Source organism: Anoxybacillus tepidamans PS2 (assembly GCF_000620165.1).
GTDB lineage: Bacteria > Bacillota > Bacilli > Bacillales > Anoxybacillaceae > Anoxybacteroides > Anoxybacteroides tepidamans_A.
In genome coordinates this window covers 37,114-54,125 of the sequence record NZ_JHVN01000012.1, presented here as the reverse complement: position 1 = coordinate 54,125, position 17,012 = coordinate 37,114, and the positions used below count along the sequence as shown (strand labels likewise).

Annotated in this window: 17 protein-coding genes; 3 read left to right on the top strand and 14 right to left on the bottom strand. The window is 44.2% G+C overall.

Annotated features, from left to right (window positions below; translation table 11 throughout):
• Positions 1-16 precede the first annotated feature (16 nt).
• The 7 genes from pulA to pepV form a co-directional block, all read right to left on the bottom strand.
• Positions 17-2,200 carry a type I pullulanase gene (pulA, locus tag N667_RS0110920; protein WP_027409606.1) on the bottom strand — a complete coding sequence of 728 codons (2,184 nt, stop codon included), beginning with the start codon at positions 2,198-2,200 and terminating at the stop codon, positions 17-19.
• 11 nt (positions 2,201-2,211) lie between these two features.
• On the bottom strand, positions 2,212-3,150 hold the full coding sequence (locus tag N667_RS0110915; RefSeq protein ID WP_027409605.1) for an NERD domain-containing protein: 939 nt from the start codon (positions 3,148-3,150) through the stop codon (positions 2,212-2,214).
• Positions 3,151-3,182: 32 nt separating this feature from the next.
• Positions 3,183-3,863 carry an LrgB family protein gene (locus tag N667_RS0110910; RefSeq protein WP_027409604.1) on the bottom strand — a complete coding sequence of 227 codons (681 nt, stop codon included), beginning with the start codon at positions 3,861-3,863 and terminating at the stop codon, positions 3,183-3,185.
• Positions 3,863-4,264 (bottom strand): CidA/LrgA family protein, encoded by a 402-nt coding sequence (locus tag N667_RS18605; RefSeq protein ID WP_035098766.1) that lies wholly within the window; start codon positions 4,262-4,264, stop codon positions 3,863-3,865. The genes N667_RS0110910 and N667_RS18605 overlap by 1 nt, the downstream gene beginning before the upstream one ends.
• On the bottom strand, positions 4,261-4,836 hold the full coding sequence (gene thpR / locus N667_RS0110900) for an RNA 2',3'-cyclic phosphodiesterase (RefSeq protein WP_027409603.1): 576 nt from the start codon (positions 4,834-4,836) through the stop codon (positions 4,261-4,263). Before thpR ends, N667_RS18605 begins: the two co-directional genes overlap by 4 nt.
• Before the next feature lie 71 nt (positions 4,837-4,907).
• Positions 4,908-6,092: an MFS transporter gene (locus tag N667_RS0110895; RefSeq protein WP_027409602.1), complete on the bottom strand. Its 1,185-nt coding sequence runs from the start codon at positions 6,090-6,092 to the stop codon at positions 4,908-4,910.
• Positions 6,093-6,181: 89 nt separating this feature from the next.
• Positions 6,182-7,594, bottom strand: coding sequence for a dipeptidase PepV (pepV, locus tag N667_RS0110890; protein WP_027409601.1), 1,413 nt, complete (start codon positions 7,592-7,594; stop codon positions 6,182-6,184).
• 260 nt (positions 7,595-7,854) lie between these two features.
• On the opposite strand from pepV, the gene N667_RS19470 reads away from it, so the two are divergent.
• Positions 7,855-8,076 (top strand): DeoR family transcriptional regulator, encoded by a 222-nt coding sequence (locus tag N667_RS19470; RefSeq protein ID WP_084279132.1) that lies wholly within the window; start codon positions 7,855-7,857, stop codon positions 8,074-8,076.
• 100 nt (positions 8,077-8,176) lie between these two features.
• On the opposite strand, the gene N667_RS0110885 is transcribed toward N667_RS19470, so the two are convergent.
• A complete protein-coding gene (locus N667_RS0110885) occupies positions 8,177-8,926 on the bottom strand; it encodes a pseudouridine synthase (protein WP_027409600.1) in 750 nt (249 codons plus the stop codon).
• A gap of 108 nt (positions 8,927-9,034) precedes the next feature.
• Here N667_RS0110885 and N667_RS0110880 point away from each other — a divergent pair, with 108 nt between their 5' ends.
• Positions 9,035-9,304: a hypothetical protein gene (locus N667_RS0110880; RefSeq protein ID WP_035098764.1), complete on the top strand. Its 270-nt coding sequence runs from the start codon at positions 9,035-9,037 to the stop codon at positions 9,302-9,304.
• Between the two features lie 23 nt (positions 9,305-9,327).
• On the opposite strand, the gene N667_RS0110875 is transcribed toward N667_RS0110880, so the two are convergent.
• Complete coding sequence (locus N667_RS0110875; protein ID WP_027409598.1) at positions 9,328-10,950, bottom strand: polysaccharide biosynthesis protein; 1,623 nt, start codon at positions 10,948-10,950, stop codon at positions 9,328-9,330.
• 117 nt (positions 10,951-11,067) lie between these two features.
• Between N667_RS0110875 and N667_RS0110870 the strand changes: the two genes are divergently transcribed.
• A complete protein-coding gene (locus N667_RS0110870) occupies positions 11,068-12,336 on the top strand; it encodes an NAD(P)/FAD-dependent oxidoreductase (RefSeq protein WP_027409597.1) in 1,269 nt (422 codons plus the stop codon).
• Positions 12,337-12,426: 90 nt separating this feature from the next.
• Here the strand turns inward: N667_RS0110870 and N667_RS0110865 are convergent, their stop codons facing one another.
• From N667_RS0110865 to N667_RS0110845, 5 genes are all read right to left on the bottom strand, one after another.
• The gene (locus N667_RS0110865; RefSeq protein ID WP_027409596.1) at positions 12,427-12,690 is read right to left on the bottom strand and encodes a hypothetical protein; all 264 of its coding nucleotides are present in this window, start codon (positions 12,688-12,690) and stop codon (positions 12,427-12,429) included.
• A 141-nt stretch (positions 12,691-12,831) separates the two neighbouring features.
• Positions 12,832-13,011 carry a sporulation protein Cse60 gene (locus N667_RS0110860; RefSeq protein ID WP_027409595.1) on the bottom strand — a complete coding sequence of 60 codons (180 nt, stop codon included), beginning with the start codon at positions 13,009-13,011 and terminating at the stop codon, positions 12,832-12,834.
• On the bottom strand, positions 12,999-13,505 hold the full coding sequence (locus N667_RS0110855; protein ID WP_027409594.1) for a DinB family protein: 507 nt from the start codon (positions 13,503-13,505) through the stop codon (positions 12,999-13,001). Before N667_RS0110855 ends, N667_RS0110860 begins: the two co-directional genes overlap by 13 nt.
• Before the next feature lie 127 nt (positions 13,506-13,632).
• On the bottom strand, positions 13,633-15,282 hold the full coding sequence (locus N667_RS0110850) for a M4 family metallopeptidase (protein WP_027409593.1): 1,650 nt from the start codon (positions 15,280-15,282) through the stop codon (positions 13,633-13,635).
• A 335-nt stretch (positions 15,283-15,617) separates the two neighbouring features.
• Positions 15,618-16,796 carry an RNA-guided endonuclease InsQ/TnpB family protein gene (locus tag N667_RS0110845; RefSeq protein WP_027409592.1) on the bottom strand — a complete coding sequence of 393 codons (1,179 nt, stop codon included), beginning with the start codon at positions 16,794-16,796 and terminating at the stop codon, positions 15,618-15,620.
• Positions 16,797-17,012: the final 216 nt, after the last annotated feature.

Sequence of the window (17,012 nt, the reverse complement as noted above, 5' to 3'; positions counted from 1 at the left end):
GCTGTCTTAATAGATTTTATATGTGATTTGCTTTTTTCGTCAAGTAAGTCATTTTCACGAGAACAACTGTGCTGATCCCCCGGACATACACTTCCTTTTTTACGGAATATAACGGTACGGTTCCACAACGTCTCTCGTCGCATAGAACATACCACGCTTCTCCATCTGGAAGTGAAATAAGCTCCTCTTTTTCTTGATTATGATGAATAACGAATATATCGCTCCATGCTCCATATGATTGGACGTTGCGCAGATGATAAGCAATCACAGTTGGAAGTGACGGTTCAATGAATACGAGATGTTTCACAATTTCCTCAGCCGTCGCCAGCCGAAACGCACGATGAGATTTGCGCAATCGAATGAGCCCCTGCACATATCGGACATCTTCCTCATATTGACTTTTTCGGCTCCAATCAAGTTGATTGATAACATCTGGAGCGTTATAGCTATTTCCTATTCCTTGTTTCGTTCGGTAAAATTCCTGGCCGCTATGCAAAAACGGAACTCCTTGTGACAGCAAAACAATGGCAGTCGCTAATTTTTGCCGTTTTCTTCGAACAGCCTCGCTTTCCCCCTGATTTGCAACGCTCATTTTATCCCAAAGCGTATGATTATCGTGTGACTCCACGTAATTGATTGTTTGCGTTGGGTGTAGAAAAAGCCCCTGTCCTTTGTCCTTTCCTATGCTCCCTCTAATGGCTTGTTTCGTTTGTTCGCGGTGAGCTTCGTTTCCAAGGGCGAACCCGCGTTCATATAAATCAAACGTACTTCCCTTCACATGGTCGCGAAACCGATCGTTAAAGTAAGCGATGCCCGGAAGCTGATCGGCATTTTGCATCGTTGCTTTCCGATCTGCTGGCAAAGGAGTCGGTAAATCCCATCCTTCTCCCAACAAAATGACAGATGGATCGATAGCGCGGGTAGCCGCTTCTACTTCTTTCATTGTTTCTATATCTAAAATGCCCATCAAATCAAAGCGGAAGCCATCAACTCCATATTCCTCCATCCAAAAACGTACGGAATCGACAATAAATTTCCTCGCCATTTTTCGCTCAGACGCAAGATCGTTCCCGACACCAGTTCCGTTTGACGGCATGCCGTGCGCATCATGGCGAAAATAATAGCCAGGAACAATTTTTTCAAACGAGGATTGTTCGCGAATGTATACATGATTATAAACGGCATCCATAATGACGCGAATCCCGTTCGTCTGCAATGCGCGAATTGCTTTCTTTAACTCATAAATGCGGGCATATGGATCAAATGGATTTGTTGCATAACTCCCTTCTGGAGCGTTGTAATGAAGAGGGTTATATCCCCAATTGTATTCTTTTGCCGGATTCCGTTCGTCCACTCCAGCAAAATCATTAAATGGCAGAAGTTCCACATGGGTAACCCTCAGCTCTTTCAAATAGGAAAGACCGGTAGCCGTTCGGTTCAGTCCAAATGTTCCAAGCTCCGTTAAACCTAAATACATTCCTTTATAGGAAACACCGCTGTGTGGATGAATCGTAAAATCGCGAATGTGCATTTCGTAAATAATGGCATCCGTCGGTGACAAGAGCGGGGGTAACGCCGGTTTCGGCAAACGCGTTTTCGCTAAATTCACTACCACGCCATACTCTCCATTAGCAGAAACGGCGACTGCATACGGATCAACCGCCTCGCGCCACACTAAATTTATACATACTAAATACGTATAATATATCCCTTCAAGGTTACCTGGAATTGTGACCATCCACACTCCGTTTTCAATGCGTTGAAGCGGAATCTGCTCTTCTTTTTCTTTCTCTGCGTCACGCAGCTTTATTTTTACTTCCGTTGCCGTCGGCGCCCAGAGCTTAAACGTCGTTGCATGCGGTGTATATGTGATGCCAAGATCATTGCCGCTATAATAAAATTGCTCGTCAAATTCAGGAGTGCGAATGACCGCACCAATTTGCAAATCCGTAAATGCCCCGCGTTCTTCATAAATTAAATACTCTTTTCCAATATCGATGGGAAAGTCGACAGAACACTCATATTTAATGTTTGCACCTAAGTCTTCGTTTTTGTTTATTTTTAGGCCGCACCGCTCTCCGTTTGGCTTCTGAATAATAAACGATTGGATGATTTCAGGGCAATATGATTTCGGCATTAATATCGTAATTATTGTCATCGTATCTATATACGCTTCGAACGTTCGGTGAACCGTCAGCAACGCAGCACCTCCTATTGTTCATCCTCCTGCCATTGCCGCTCATAATAATGGCTATAGCAATGCCTTAATAAATGTGAAGCCGCTTTTAATTGCATATGTTTTAGAGGAGCCGTTGAGCTCCGCAAGGAAGAAAACCATTGTTCATAGTAGCGCTTGTCAATTAGTTCCACATCACCCGGAGCATAGCGGTAATCAATATATCCATATCGGTTTAAGATCACTTTTTTAATCGGCAACTCAATTTCATAACGGTCATATAAATCAGAAATAATTTTTTCGGTGCGGCGCAGCGAGATCAGCGGATTGATCCGTTTCTTTTCACCGTTCTTCTCAATCTCTGTCCAAAACCGTTCGGTTGAACCGACAATAATTTCACCCTCCGCAAACGAGATACACCATGTAGCCAACGGACTTAATAGCACGGTATCCAGTTCGACAGGAGCGTTTTTTGCTAAGAAAACAGGCTTATATAAACATAAATACGTATCGGGGAAGCGTTGTAGAAAATATTTTAGCGGCTCTTCGTAATAAAATTTTCTGTCGACGATCGATACATGCTTTAGCGTCGAGCTCGCCCATTTCATTTGCAATTCAAACACTTTTTCAAGAAACAAGAGCTTCAATTCATCAACTGTTTTTGGTTCTGTCACAAACATCGATGAAAAAAACTCGTCTTCGTCACAAGATGTTTCCTGGCTGTTTAACCCTTCGTCCGTCCTTTCCTCCTCGGAACGCTTGAACCATCCTCTGATGGTTTGAAAAACAGATCGTTTCTCCTCAAGCCATTCCCAAGAAGAATCAATAGGAGCATCGTTCGTTTCCCCGTTCTCCCACTCTTCTTTTATTCTTTCCCATTGCTTTTTTTTAAGACGAATAAATTCGCTTGCATAGCGATACACATCGTTTTCATATCTTGAGATGTAATCTTGCAGTTTAATTAGTTGTCCCACACAAGCACCCTCCGAACTCAACATTCTCGTTTCTATAATAAAACAGAAACAACCAGCGGACAAAGAAAAGCAGCTAAAACGGCGCTTAACGTCATCGCGATGGAGCTAATCGCCGCCTCCTCTTTTCCGATTTCAAGTGCTTTCGCCGTCCCGATTCCATGAGAAGCGCACCCTAACGCTATGCCGATGCCAATTGGATCTGTGATCTTCAGTGTTCGCAATAGGGCAGGACCAAATAGAGCACCGAAAATTCCTGCAATCATTACATACACAACAGCCAATGACGGAATGCCGTTGATTTCCTTCGCAATATCCATAGCAACCGGAGAAGTCACCGATTTAGGCAGGAGCGAAAGTAATAGGATCTTATCAACACGAAAAAGAAGTGAAAGACATGCACCGCTAGCAATTCCCATTACTACTCCGGCTAGCACTGCTTGCACGATCGGGATAAAAAGCCGCATTAGCGTTTCACGCTGGTTATACAAAGGAAAGGCGAGCGCCACCACCGCAGGACCTAGAAGTTTTCCGATCCATTTTCCCCCTTCCATATATGTTGCGTATGGAAGATGTAGAAATAAAAGGACGCCCACAATGATACTTGCCGTCGTGACAATCGGGGAAAAAAGCGGAGTATTAAAGCGCGCATAGACCCGTTTCATTGCTTGATAAACAACAACGGTCAAAAAAATAAATCCAATTGCGCTTTTCATTACCCATGCATCCCCTTTGAATTTTTTTGAATAAACGAAGCGGAACGTTCTTTTTGCGCTCCCCATTGGGCGAGTGCGCCGCTTGTTGCCATAACAGCGAGCGTGCTGAGCGCTACAACGATAACAGATAGCAGCCCCCTGCCGCGAAACAACGAGAAGTAATCGATTATTCCAACTGTTGCCGGGACAAATAGAAGCGACAGGTACGACAATAAAAATTGCCCTCCCGCTTCAAGCCACCGTGCTTTCACAACGTTCGTCATTAACAACACAAACAATAGCAGCATCCCGATAATGCTCCCGGGAATTGGCAAACGAAAAAGATGTTGCAACCACGTGCCAAATAAATATATTCCATACAACCCAGCAACTTGCACTATCACAACAACTGCCCTCTTCACTTTTCCTCTCCTTTCTCATCTATAAGGGGAAATGTAGCGATTGTTTCATATTTAGGCACGCGATCAAGATGCGTCTGATAAAGCACGATTTGATCAACGGCAAAATGGCCTTGAACGCGGTCAACATACCTAATCTCCTCTAATGAAAAGTTTGTTTCTCCTTGCCACTTCCGGGCCACTGTAATATGTGGAGCAAAGGGCCGGTCATCGAGCATAAATCCAATCTGTTTACACGCTTCGTATACGTCTTGTTGAAGCGCAAACAAGCCTTCTTCTCGCTTCACTCCCTTCCATAAAATGCGTGGCGCCTGAGGGTTGCCAAAGACCCCTATTCTTTCTAATTCTAATGAAAATGGCGCATGTTGTTTCCCGATCGCTTTCATCGCTTCGCAAACCGCTTTTCTCTTTTCACTAGAAGCATCTCCTAGAAAAGCGAGCGTGAGATGATAATCTTCTTGATGTACCCACGTACGAAATGGAAACTGCGAAGCTATGCTTCGACTCCATGTTGCTAACTCTTTTTTAACTCCATCCGTTAATGGAACCGCTATGAAGTAATGAGTTTTTTTCATTGCTTTTCTTCACCTATCCCTGTAATTTTCTAAATTTTATCAAATTCCCTTCTATAAAAAAAGGATATCCCTTATGAGATATCCTTTACGCTTCGCCTTTCGTTCATTACGATGAACGCTAAAATCGCAAGGCCGGCAAACGTTAATAAACTAAAAAAGAAATAGATATTTCCAACATGGCTGTGTTCTAAAATATATCCGCCTACAAATGTGCAAAACCAGCTTCCTAATCCGTTTCCAACCGCTGAGTATAGCGAAACAGCAGTCACTTTCACCTCTTCCGGCGCGATATCCCGCACGTATTGCAAAGCGGCCGGAATAAATAAACCGACGGAAAACCCTTGAGCGACAGTTGTCGCATAAATGAGCGGCAACGAAGGTTCAAAAAAATAAAAAAACCAACGCAGAGCAGAAATGGTGGCTGCAAATGCTAAAATAAACAGCAGTCCGTATCGGCGAATCAATCCATCGGCAATTTTCATAAATGGCGCTTCACTTCCCGCCGCTAGCAAAAAAGCGAACCCGATTCCTGTCAGCGTCCCGCCCATTTCCTTTACAAACACGCTGAAATAAAAATTATTGGCATAAATCGGCCCAAATACAAGAAATGTAACGATTAAAAACAAAACAAACTTCGGAATTTTAAACAGCTGCGCCATTCCTTGGCCGATTGTCATCTTCATCGGCCGGCTTTCGCGCGGCAGCTTCCAAGCAAGAGCAGCTGAGAGTAATAAAATAAAGGCAAACACATAAAAAATTACGGTTAGAGAAAAGGTTTCCGACAACCAACCGCCCGCAAGAACCGCTACCGCAAATCCAATGGCTCCCCATAGACGGATTGATCCATAATTTCCTTCCATCTTTTGTACATAGCCCAACGCAATGCTATCTGAAAGCGGAACAATGGCGCTTTGCGTAAACGCTAAAAGCGCAGCAACAACTACAATCCATATATATTGATGAATCGAAGAATAAATGAGACCGATCAAAGCCGTACCGGCAAGCGCAATCGTTAATACAGTCACAGGCTTTCTCGTATAATCGCTAATCATTCCCCAAAGAGGCTGAACAAAAATCATAACAATCGGGCTAATCGACATAACCATCCCAATTTGAGTTCCTGAAAGCCCAATCTCATTTTTTAAATATACCGATAAAAGCGGAAAAAGCGACCCAAATCCAAAAAAAGTAGAAAAATAAAATAACGGAAAAATCATTTTCAGCGCTGATCCTTCGCGCCTTACAGCAAACTCCATGTTGTCCCCCGTCCTTTCCATACTCAGAAAAAACACCGCCCATGATCGAGCGGTATTTGTTTTTATTGTAACATATTCTGGAAGGATTTTCACTTCGCAAGTTCGTAAATCGCTTGAGCATAAATGGCAGTTGCTTTCAGCAAGTCATCAATAATAATATATTCGTCTTTTTGGTGAGCAACGTCAGGCCTTCCCGGAAACAGTGGCCCGAACGCTACGCCAGCCTCTAAAGAACGGGCATATGTACCGCCGCCGATCGACAAAAGCTCGGCCCGCTCTCCCGTCTGCTCTTCGTACACGCGCTGCAACGTCTGAACGAGCATGTGATTTCGGTCGACATGATGCGGTTTTGAATCGCTGAAACTTTCTAATATAAATCCGGATTGCTGCGCCAATTGTTCGAGTATTTTCTTTGTTTCTTCTATATCGCACGTTACCGGATAGCGCAAATTGATCCCTATTTTTCCTCCCGACTCCGCGTTGTAAGAAAGGATGCCGACGTTAACTGTTACATCTCCCGTAATCTCATCTGAGTAAGCGATCCCTAGTTTCTTTCCGCGCGAATCGCCATTGAAATAGCGGTCGAGAAAATGAACAAACAATTGCGCCTGTGAATCAAGCGATATTCCTGTCAAAAAGTTTGCCAGCAACAAACCGGCATTTTTTCCTTGATCTGGCTCCATCGCATGCGCAGAAATCCCTTCAAGCTGAAGCGTGGTCACACCTTCCCCTACCACTGCCTTTCCTTTCAAATGATTAGATGCGAGAAAATGAAGAAAACGTTGCTCAATGTCAACAAGCAAACCGTTGTCCGCCTGCAAAACCGTCTCGGCCCAATCTGGAACCATATTATATCGTCTTCCAGCCTTCAACGATTGAAGCTTTACTTCCGCTTCTACATGCGAATGGGACACTTCTTGTTTTAAATCAAAATCAACAATGCCTTTTTCTGCATAAATGATCGGAAAATCGGCATCCGGCGCAAACCCCATCGTCGGCATTTCTTCATGCTGAAAATAATGGTCTACACACCGCCAATCGCTTTCTTCGTCTGTGCCAATAATCATCCGGACTCGCTTATTGAGCGGCAAACCAAGTTCTTTTATAATTTTCATCGCGTAAAACGCTGCCATTGTTGGTCCTTTATCGTCAATCGCTCCACGCGCATATATTTTCCCGTCTCGGATGTCCGCAGAAAACGGGTCGCTCGTCCAGCCGTCTCCAGGCGGAACGACATCTACGTGGCATAAAATCCCTATTAGTTGTTCACCTTGTCCCATCTCCAAATGTCCAGCCAATCCATTGACGTTTTTCGCAATAAGTCCTTCTTTCTCTCCTCGCTTTAATAAAAATTGCAACGCATCATTGATCCCTTTTCCAAGCGGCGCTTCTTCTGTCGCACTTTCCTCATCAAGCACGCTCGGAATTTGTAAAAATTCCTGTGTATCCCGAATCAGTTCATCTTTTCGCTTGAGCACTTCCTGCATCCAATTGATGCTCACACTCGTTCACTCCTTCTCGATATCCTCGCTTGTCAACGTATCACAAATATCTAAAAAAAGTCAAAAGGTGGTATATTACACTTTCGTTACAAACAGATGAAAAATGTTGAAATATTTTATAAATCGAAGCAAATGTGTAGCATGTTTCGGTTGTATTCGTGTAAAATAGTAGTAAAAAGAAACAACAAAAAATAATCTCTCACTTAGAAGCAGCGATGATGTTGTGCCATGCGAATTATGCAATGATAGGGAGTGGTCTTTTGAAACCTTCGACTCATCGGATGCTAACGCGTATCAAATCGGTCTACATGTTTATCAGCGAGAGAGGCACCGTAACGACACAGGAACTCGTTGATGAATTTGGCATCACTCCACGAACGATTCAGCGTGATTTAAACGTGTTGGCATATAATGACCTAGTTCACAGTCCAAGCAAGGGCAAGTGGACGACAACTAATAAAAAAGTGAGAATGTCCTCTTAGTTGGTCATTAGAGAAAAAGGTGAGGGGTTATAAGGCAGCCATTAGCCTCAACATGCCGTAACTAAAGAATGTAACATATGATGCATATAGAAAAGGAACCTTAGAGGTTCCCTTTTTTTATCTCTTCCTGCGGGGAAAAGTTTTTCAAAAGCTCCACTTCCTCCTCCGTCAATTCCCGGTATTCCCCGGGTTGGAGAGACGGATCAAGAGACAGCGGCCCCATTTGCAGCCGCTTTAGATAAACGACACGCTTTCCCACCGCTTGGAACATTCTTTTCACTTGATGAAACTTTCCCTCTGTAATTGTCACTTCCACATCTGAACGAATTCCAGACTTTAAAATGACTAGTCCCGCTGGCTTCGTCTCATACCCATCGTCAAGAATCACTCCACGGCGAAACGCGGCAACATCTTCCTCAGTAACCTCGCCATCAATAACGGCGAAATACGTTTTCGGCACATGCTTTTTCGGTGACAGTAACTGATGAGCGAGCTGTCCATCATTTGTTAACAAAAGTAATCCTTCTGTATCTTTATCTAGCCGTCCAACCGGAAATGGCTCAAATACTTTATCCTCCTCCTCGAGTAAATCGACAACTGTTTCTTCTACGTCGTCCTCTGTTGCGGAAATCACTCCCGGCGGCTTATTCATCATTAAATAAATAAATTCTTTGTACTCTACTTCCTCTCCCCATACAGTGACAATTTGCACATCCGGATTCACTTGTGTTTTTGGGTCTTTAACAATTACATCATCAATTTTAACGACGCCGGATTTTAATAGTTTTTTTACTTCTTTGCGCGTTCCATATCCCATGTTCGCCAGCAGTTTATCGATTCGTAATCCCAATGTGAACGCTCCTTTCAGAACCAAAATGAAAATTGGGCGTTTGTCTAGTCCGCATCTTCCCATATCCACATACAATGCTTAAGAAAAAATCAGAAAGGAGATTTGCCCATGACGGACTATCGCCAACAACAACCAGGCACTTCGCCGTATACAGGGGGATTTCCTGGCGGCTATCCTGGAGGCACCCCTGGCGGTTACCCTGGAGGTGCTCCCGGAGGCCATCCAGGTGGATACCCAGGCTATCCTGGAAACATTGAACAACGGTTAAACCGAATTGAGAGAACCCTTGAGCGCCAAGCCAATCAAATCAACCGCCTTAATCGCCGGCTTCAGCGCGTCGAACGGCAGCTCGGCATCCCTTATACGGATGGATTTTGACGCTTGAGACAAAAGAAGGACGGTTACGAAACCGCCTTCTTTTTCCTTTGCAAAAACGCAAAACGATTGCCGAACAAAGAGGCAATGAGCCCGATTCGCTCGCTTAATAGGAAATAGATCACGGCACCAACCGCCGCGCAAATGATCACAATGACTACCGATTCGACTCTTCCGCCTTGATAATGGAACATCCATTTACACAAATGCAGCATGGCCGCCGCTCCCGCGGACATGATCGCTGTAAAAATCGTTATTAAAACGGTCCGGCGAATGACAAAATTATAACGATAGTTTGTGTATTTTTTGATGATTAATAAATTGAACACGACTGAAATCAAATAACCGAACGTTGTTGCTAAAATCGCGCCGATGGTGGCGAACTTTTCAATCATAAATGTATTCAGCGAAAGCTTCACTAACAGCCCGAGCGTCAGGCTCACAACAGTAAAGCGCTGCTGATTGATTCCTTGCAATACCGCAGCGGTAACAGAAAACATCGCAAATAAAATCGCAGTCGGCGCATACCAACGAAGCACTTGCTCACCGAGCGAATCATGACTGTAAAATGCCGCATACACCGGCTCTGCTAAAATCGCCATGCCGACAACTGCCGGAACAGTTAAGAACATCACAACTTGAAACGTTTGGTTTAAATATTTGCGCAACGATTTCCGGTCACCGGAGACATACGCTTTTGTAATCGTTGGAATGAGCGTCAATCCAAAAGACGTCGCTAGCGTCACCGGAATAATAACAAGCTTTTGCGCCCATAAATTAAAAATGGAATACGCTTCCTCAGAAATTTTCGCAAGCCCGATACTTGCCATCGCCCGGTTAAACGTGAACTGGTCAATGAGCTGATAAAGCGGTGTCGCGAGCCCAACAAACACAAACGGAGCAGCATACATAATTAACTCTTTATACATGTCTTTTAGCGGCGGATGAAGCTGTCCCCGGTCTTGTTCAAGCAGTTGTGCTAAATGCGCTTTTCGTTTCCACCAATACCAAACGAGCACCGCAAGCCCGCCGAGCGCACCGACGAACGCCGCAAATGTCGCCAAACTGATTGCTGTCACAAGCGAACCGTGCATGACACGCAACACAATATAGCAGCTCGCTAGCAAGAAAATGATACGAATCAACTGTTCTACGACTTGTGACAAAGCAGTCGGCCCCATTGACTCATGTCCTTGGAAAAAACCACGGATTAAACTCATCACCGGCACGATAATTAAAGCGAAGCTGACGGCACGAATAACTGTGACAACATCAGCAACAGAATTTCCTTCTATTTGTTTGTCAATGACAAACGGAGCAATCCATGGAGCGATTGTATAAAGAATCGCACACGCAACGATGCCTGTGATCGTCATCAACAATAGCCCTGAGCGGAAAAGCCGGTAACCAGTGCGGTATTCCCCTAACGCATTATATTTCGAGACAAATTTTGAAACCGCAAGCGGCACCCCGGCCGTAGCAAGGCTGATAAAAATTTGGTACGGCACGTATCCATACGAATAAAGCGCTCCTCCCCGCTCGCCAACAAGCGGATGAAACGGAACTACATACACTAATCCAAGAATGCGCGAAAGCAAGACGCCTGCTGTCAAAATAAACGTTCCACGCAGCAATTTTGAAGCTGACATAACATCCCTTCCCTAGAATGCAACTTTTCACAACTACTGTATTTTATCACATTCACCACGCAGTCGAGAAATTTTATTCTCTTGACTATAATAGAAAAAGAAAGGACGGTGAGGCAAATGAAGTACGATGTTATCATCATCGGCGGCGGACCATCTGGCTTAATGGCGGCCATTGCGGCAGCGGAACAAAAAGCGAACGTTCTTCTCATTGATAAGGGGGACAAGCTCGGCCGCAAGCTCGCGATTTCTGGAGGCGGACGCTGCAATGTGACAAACCGGCTGCCCGTCGATGAGATCATCAAGCATATCCCAGGCAACGGCCGTTTTTTATATAGCGCGTTTTCAGTCTTTAACAATGAGGATATTATTCGATTTTTTGAACGCCTCGGCGTTGCGTTGAAAGAAGAGGATCACGGCCGGATGTTTCCGGTGACAGACGATGCCCAATCTGTTGTTCGCGCGCTGATTAACGAGCTGCAGAGGCTAGGTGTACATACTCGTTTAAACAGTCCCGTCGCCGATGTTGAATATGAAAACGGGAAAACGGTCGGTGTTACATTAAAAACAGGAGAGTTCTTCGCAGCTGACAGCGTCGTCGTCGCCGTCGGCGGAAAATCCGTTCCCCATACCGGCTCGACCGGAGATGGCTACGCATGGGCGGAAAAAGCGGGACATACCGTGACAGAGCTATTCCCGACCGAAGTGCCGATTACATCCAACGAACGCTTTATCCAAGAGCGAACGCTACAAGGGCTCTCCCTGCGCAATATCGCGTTGAGCGTGCTTAATCAAAAAGGAAAGACGGTCGTGACCCACCGAATGGACATGATTTTTACCCATTTTGGCATTTCCGGTCCGGCCGCGCTCCGCTGCAGCCAATTCGTCGTCAAAGAATTAAAAAAATCCGATGCGGTGACGATGAGCATCGATGCGCTTCCTGACGACAATGCAGAAGCATTGTTTCAAAAAATCAGCGCCACGATCAAGAACGAGCCGAAAAAGGCAATCAAAAATGTATTGAAAGGGCTGCTTCCAGAACGATATTTATTATTTTTGCTAGAGAAAAACGGAATCGACCCGCAAGCGCCGGCGGGTATGCTCTCACATGAGAAAGTGCGCGCGTTTGTTTCCAGCTGCAAAAATTTTACCTTTCACGTCCACGGCACATTGCCGCTCGAAAAAGCATTCGTCACCGGCGGGGGCGTATCGGTGAAGGAAATCCATCCAAAAGAAATGGCCTCAAAGCTGATGGAGGGACTTTATTTTTGTGGGGAAATTTTAGACATCCACGGCTACACCGGCGGATATAACATTACCGCCGCCTTCGTCACCGGACGGCTCGCCGGAACCAACGCCGCCAAATACGCATTATCGCATCGAGCCTAGCTATCTCAGCTAGGCTCAATGTATCCTTTGTCTTAAGGATGCATTGTTGCTTGTTTTAAAGCTCGATTGTTCCTTTCGTTTCCGCTGAAACTATTTGTTTATCAACGAACAAATTTTATCGCGAATGGAACGAGCATGATCGGTAAACAAAATATAAGTGCTACGATTCGTTCGAATTACAACTCTATCACAAGTGCCATATGGAGCACCGATTCTAATCGCTTCTTTTTCCTCTCCGCCATATGTATCATCAAGCGTTACTGTTGCAACCTCGGAAATAGGTATTTCTATTTTCGATAACAGCCAGCGGATCACTAAATTGTCATTGGATTTCTTTACTTGTATTCCTAGCACGACATTCCCTCCAGTATTTAATTAATCAACTCGTTTCATCATCAAAATATCGGCTTGATTTGCGACCCCATTTCCATTTCGTTTTAAAGTGGAGATTTCTTGATGAATATGTTACGAACAATCAAACTAGTCTTTCTGCAACTAAGCTCGATAAATCACCATCGCCGAAAAACAATAAATTTGTTCCCCTTCTGATTCCATTAAAGCGACGTCGTATTTAATATCAATGAGCTGGCCTTCTTGGAGCCCAGCTAAAAATTTATTCACCGCTATTTCCAAATCTTTTTCGTGCTCTTCATCAAAGATTTTCACTTTATACATTTTGCTTCGATCATCTCCCTTAGCGATTTTTCGTTCAGCCCTTTCTGGCAAAACTGAAACGAAATTCGTTTCAACCGCTTCGTGCGGTCAATTATTTGTCCAAGGTGATAAGCCGTATGCTCGACTAGATGATAGATGCGATGCATGTCCAGTTTGTCAGGATTCTCGAGAAGTTCTTCCATTTCCTTCTGCCATTCTGCAAATGTTTTTTGTACATATTCGCATAATGGCGCGGAAGCCCAATGAACATTAGGAAAATATTCTTCAATTCCGCTAGAAAACTGTATAGCTGAATTTGAGAGCTGCAACGTGTTTCTTCGAATATGCTCGCAAATATGCAACACAATCCCGCCAATAGAATTGGTTTCTTCTGTCTCGCACAGCCAAAGCTCCTTTTCGTCTAAACATCGAATCGCTTCTAGCAGTTTTGGCAAATAATGCTGGCACATTCTCTGAGCGGAAATATTTATAAATAACCGAAAATTATTTTCCATGATAATGTCAATCCTCCTTAACCATATATTCCATCAATCATTGAAAAAACCTTTGTCAGCTGATGATTTTTTGTAAAACAAAGGAGCGAAAGCATAGACACTCCGCTCCTAAAATATTTTCATTAATCTATTGCACTCCTACCGCATCAAACGCTTTCTTTACGGAATTCACTTCTTGGCTTGTAGCTCCGTATAAGTCCGTTGCGGCCTGCACAGCTGCTGCCCGAAGCTGGCTAAAGTTGGAGTTGGCCGTCAAATATTGCGTTAGCGTACGATAAAAAATTTTACCCGTTTTATCTCGGCCGATTCCCGTTACTGTCACTCCGTAATGCGTGCCTCCCTCGCTTAATAAGTACGCCGCTTTGTTAATAATGCCGCTGTTCGTATGAACGCCGCCATTATCTTGCGTTCCTGTATAACGTTTTGAATAATGGTCTGGATCACCGTATTTTGTAGGATCGGACATTGAGCGAAGCGCGTCGTTCGGCACGTTCGGCGTATAAATATCCTCCCCAATCTCCCAATCTGGATTTTTGTTTGCGTAATATTCAACTAATGTGCCAAAAATATCGGACAGCGATTCATTAATGGCGCCCGATTCATTTTGATAGATTAAACCCGCTGTATAATCTGTCACTGCATGCGTCAGTTCATGAGCAACAACGTCGATTCCACCGGAAAATGGAATAAACGTTTGACCGTCGCCATCGCCATACACCATTTGCGACCCGTTCCAAAACGCGTTGTTATAATTGCGGCTATAATGGACCGAAGATTTAATCGCCGCATTGTTTCCATCATAACTGAGGCGGTTATGAACATTTTTATAGTAATCATACGTTACGCCTGCATAGTAATGAGCATCAACAGCAGGTGCATCATAAGTGGCAAAAAATTGATTATCCGCATCCGTCCATAAACTTCCTGGAAGCACAGAACGGTTTTTCGCATCATACGTATAGATTCCGTTTCCTCTCGTATTATCTTGCAAATAATAAGAAGTAGAATAAACTGTATTGATATATTTTTGGTCGCCGAGCACACCTTTACCTACTCCGACAGTTGCTGTTCCTGTTACTGGTTTAACACCGCCGGACTTCACTGTATCAATTTGATTGAATTTATTTAAAATTTTCCCATCAACCGCGTCAATAATATAGATCCAGTTTCCCGGCACCGGGTCTAAGAAATTAAGATTCACTACATAGGCCAAGTTCGCTTGATTACCATTGACATAAATAACAAACTCCGTATCTTTTCCTTCTTCATATTGCGGTACTTGTTTTGTGACGTTTTCCACTACATCCGCTTCAGCGATGGCGCGCGCTTCTTTAGCTGTTAGCTTCTTTTCGCTCTTCAATGAAGCTTTTGTGTCTAAGTCAGGCATTATTGTGCCCGATAAAGCCGTAAGCGTACCATCTTTCACGTGTGCTGTCACTGTTGCGCCAAAGACGGGAACACCTTTATACGTCTGTTGAAACCGCATAAATGTAAAGCCTAATTCATCTTTTTTCTTCTCCTTCAATTGGAGCGCTTCTTTCGCGTTTTGGTTAGACAATTTGAACATGCCCTTGTTGTTCTCAACATATTGGTAAACTAATTCCTCTGGGGATACGCTGCTTGCTTTTAATAACTCGCCGGAGACAAATTGAGGGGTTTTAAATTGCTGATTCCACGAAATGTGTTCTTTTGCTGTGGCTGCTAAAGCGTTGTACGGAAGGAATGCTTGGGCGGTTAGCCCCGCCGCTAAACCTAAAGATAAAAATTTCTTTTTCATTCAATCACCTCTTCAATTTTAGTACATTTTGAATATTATGATCGCTAATAATATAATTGTATTGAGAAATTTCCATATTCGTATTTTTATAGTAAAACTTACAAAGTCTCATTTTCTCAATATACTTTATACATTTTATAGAGTAAAATGAACCTCTCCCACCTACATTTCATTTAGAGGTAGGAGTTTCTTACCACTCGATCAAAGAAGCTTCAACGCAGAAGAAGGCAGGCTTCTTCCGCTCGATGCTCGCATCGGAAGCCTTCTTGACCGATTCGGTAAGCAACATCGGTCTGTCACCGATGGGGCGGTCCAACCCATCTACTACTTCTTGCTTATGCAATCCGTAGATACGTGAGCGTCGCTGGCATGTGCCACGGGACCATTCGTTGATAAAGTGCCTTGCTCAAAATGTTGCGGGCGCCATGAATGTCCCGATGTTCTTGATACCCGCAAGAACAAGCAAAGATTCGTCGGGAACCTTTTTGTCTTTTTTGGCAGACAGGACATGTCTGACTGGTATAAGACTCATCGGTTTCTTTCAAACGAATACCTTGTTGAGCTAGTTTGTAAGCCAAGTATTGCTTCACTTTTCCGAACGACCAATTGGAGAGCTTTTGTGCTTGCTTCCGGTGGACTTTCTTTTTCTTTCTCGTGTGTCGCTGCACTCCTTCGACGTTTCCGAGGTATACATCCGACACCGATTGAGCGAGGCACCAGTCCACGAATTGTTTCGTCGTTTTATGAAGCGCATCCCGCAGTTGGCGTTCCGATTTCGATAAGAGGTATCGTTTGGCTCGTTCGTACTTTTTCCAGCGGCGGGAGCCTTTTTGGCATTTGGATTGTCGTCGTTGAATGTCGGCCAATTTCTTATTTCGGAGCCGATGAAGTGAACGTACCTTTCTCCCTGTAATCAAGAGGGCTTGGCCGTTTTCGCAAAAGGCGCCGATCGTATGAATTTCACCGAGATCGACACCGACGGAACATCCCGGTTGATACGTTTTCGCTTTCTGACCGTCGTCGTAGGTGATAGCCAAGTACCAACCGTGGTTATAACAACACTCAATCTCTTTGATCGTTCCTTTGGGTAAGTGGGAGACATGGACGAGGATCGGTTCTTCTCTTTTTCCATTATGGATGCCCATCGATAAGGCAATGGTTCCATTTTCGTACACTTTGAACCCATCTTTCGCCCATTTCGTGTTGAAGAATTTCTTTTGTTTGTATGGGTAGCGAGCATGATGAAGTCCTTTTTGAATGGCGGCGTGTGCCGATTGTCGTGCGAAGAGATACTTGTGGCAAACCGCTTGAATCGACTGGCTGTGGAGATGGAAGCGGCCTTTCGTGTGCTTTTGCAGTTCACTTTTTGAAATACGGCGGCCGTGTTGAAGGAAGTAGTCTTTCGCGAGCCGGCGACACTCATTCCAGACGCGAGCCGACCCCTGGTTGCAGGCCACCAGCCGTTTGAGATCCCTCTTGGAGGCACGAAAGGCGACTTTTTGACCGCGGAGCATCGAGATTCCTCCTTTCGCTACAATTTGTCTAAGGTAATTATAGCACATACGTTCTGTTTTATGAAGAAAAACATCCGATTCATCCCCCACCTACACTTCGCTTAGAGGTGGGAGGCTTCTCGGTAGATATGTTAAAATAAAATATATAGGCACAAACACCGGAAACGATATTGAGAAAATTACTCAAAAAAGATTGTGTAATAGATGTTTTTTCTC

Coding starts and splice junctions, on each gene's coding strand:
- N667_RS0110910 (WP_027409604.1), bottom strand. CDS start 3,863: ATGAAAAGCGCAATTGGATTTATTTTTTTGACCGTTGTTGTTTATCAA.
- thpR (WP_027409603.1), bottom strand. CDS start 4,836: ATGAAAAAAACTCATTACTTCATAGCGGTTCCATTAACGGATGGAGTT.
- N667_RS0110895 (WP_027409602.1), bottom strand. CDS start 6,092: ATGGAGTTTGCTGTAAGGCGCGAAGGATCAGCGCTGAAAATGATTTTT.
- N667_RS0110880 (WP_035098764.1), top strand. CDS start 9,035: ATGACGGACTATCGCCAACAACAACCAGGCACTTCGCCGTATACAGGG.
- N667_RS0110875 (WP_027409598.1), bottom strand. CDS start 10,950: ATGTCAGCTTCAAAATTGCTGCGTGGAACGTTTATTTTGACAGCAGGC.
- N667_RS0110870 (WP_027409597.1), top strand. CDS start 11,068: ATGAAGTACGATGTTATCATCATCGGCGGCGGACCATCTGGCTTAATG.
- N667_RS0110860 (WP_027409595.1), bottom strand. CDS start 13,011: ATGTATAAAGTGAAAATCTTTGATGAAGAGCACGAAAAAGATTTGGAA.
- N667_RS0110855 (WP_027409594.1), bottom strand. CDS start 13,505: ATGGAAAATAATTTTCGGTTATTTATAAATATTTCCGCTCAGAGAATG.
- N667_RS0110850 (WP_027409593.1), bottom strand. CDS start 15,282: ATGAAAAAGAAATTTTTATCTTTAGGTTTAGCGGCGGGGCTAACCGCC.
- N667_RS0110845 (WP_027409592.1), bottom strand. CDS start 16,796: ATGCTCCGCGGTCAAAAAGTCGCCTTTCGTGCCTCCAAGAGGGATCTC.